Annotated in this window: 2 protein-coding genes; both read left to right on the top strand. The window is 64.9% G+C overall.

Annotated features, from left to right (window positions below):
- On the top strand, positions 1–972 hold a 972-nt coding region (locus tag E5W87_RS24550; RefSeq protein WP_292403420.1), incomplete at its 5' end, for a dihydrolipoamide acetyltransferase family protein.
- 180 nt (positions 973–1,152) lie between these two features.
- Positions 1,153–1,598, top strand: a 446-nt coding sequence (locus E5W87_RS24545) for an FAD-dependent oxidoreductase (RefSeq protein WP_292403428.1), incomplete at its 3' end; no start/stop codon positions are given.

Genomic DNA, 1,598 nt, shown 5'->3' with positions numbered 1-1,598 from the left:
ATTGAAGGTGAAACGGCGACGGAATCCCCCTCCCCCTTGTGGGGAGGGGTTAGGGGTGGGGATACTGCGGCCGCCTCCAGCGCGCCGCGTCCTGAAGGCGAGAAGCCGCTGGCCTCGCCTGCCATTCGCCTGAGAGCAAAGGAGGCCGGCATCGATCTCCGTCAGGTCGCCGGCAGCGGCCCGGCCGGCCGCATCCAGCACGAGGACATCGAGGCGTTCCTGGCGCGCGGACCGCAGGTCGCGAAAATATCCGGCCTCGCTCGCAACGAGACGGTCGAGGACATCAAGATCATCGGGCTCAGGCGCAAGATCGCCGAGAAGATGGCGCTGGCCAAGTCGCGCATCCCGCACATCACCTATGTCGAGGAGATCGACGTTACGGCGCTCGAGGATTTGCGCGCGGCGCTCAACAAGGAGAAGCGCGCGGGTGCAGAGAGGTCGAAGCTGACGCTGCTGCCGTTCCTGATGCGGGCGATGGTCAAGGCGATCGCCGCCCAGCCGAACCTCAACGCGCTGTTCGATGACGAGGCCGGCATCATCCACCAGCATGGCGGCGTCCATATCGGTATTGCCGCGCAGACGCCTTCGGGGCTGGTGGTGCCGGTGGTCAAGCACGCCGAGGCGCGCGACATCTGGGACTGCGCCGCCGAGGTTATCAGGCTGGCCGAGGCGGCCAGATCCGGCGCAGCGACGCGCGACGAACTCTCGGGATCGACCATCACCATCACCTCGCTCGGCGCCATGGGCGGCGTCGCGACGACGCCGGTCATCAATCACCCGGAAGTGGCGATCCTCGGCGTCAACAAGATGATGATGCGGCCGGTATGGGACGGCACACAGTTCATTCCGCGCAAGATGATGAACCTGTCCTCCAGCTTCGACCACCGCGTCATCGACGGCTGGGATGCCGCGGTGTTTATTCAACGGATCAAGACGCTGCTGGAGACCCCGGCGCTGATTTTCGTGGATTGATGAGATGAGAACGGTCGCAAAGGCCCCCTCACCCGGCCTCCGCTTCGCTACGGCCACCCTCTCCCCGAGGGGAGAGGAGGTCTCCAGCGCCGGCGCCAGCCTCTTCTCCCCGGTGGGGAGAAGGTGGCCGCGAAGCGGCCGGATGAGGGGGCCTTTCTTCGCCAAAAAGAGCATGTCGACATGAAAGAAATCTCCTGCAAGCTGCTCGTCATCGGCGCCGGGCCTGGCGGCTATGTCTGTGCCATCCGCGCCGGCCAGCTCGGCATCGACACGGTTGTCGTCGAGTTCGGCAAACCGGGCGGCACTTGTCTCAATGTCGGCTGCATTCCGTCCAAGGCGCTGATCCATGCGGCCGACGAGTTCGAGAAAATCTCCCACATGGCGAGCGGCAGAAGCCCGCTCGGCATTTCAATCGCAGCACCTTCCATTGATCTCGAAGCCACCATCGCCTGGAAGGACGGTATTGTTAGCCGGCTGAACAGTGGCGTCGCCGGGCTGCTCAAGAAGGCCGGGGTCAAGACCGTGCACGGCTGGGCGAAATTCCGTGACGGCAAGACCGTCGAAGTCCAGACCGAGACCGGGATGCAGGTGGTCCGCGCCGAGACGGTGGTGATCGCGACCGGCTC

The organism is Mesorhizobium sp., from assembly GCF_004962925.1.
Classification (GTDB): Bacteria; Pseudomonadota; Alphaproteobacteria; order Rhizobiales; family Rhizobiaceae; genus Mesorhizobium.
The sequence above is the reverse complement of the archived record's forward strand: the minus strand, read 5'-3'. Positions and strand labels throughout refer to the sequence as shown.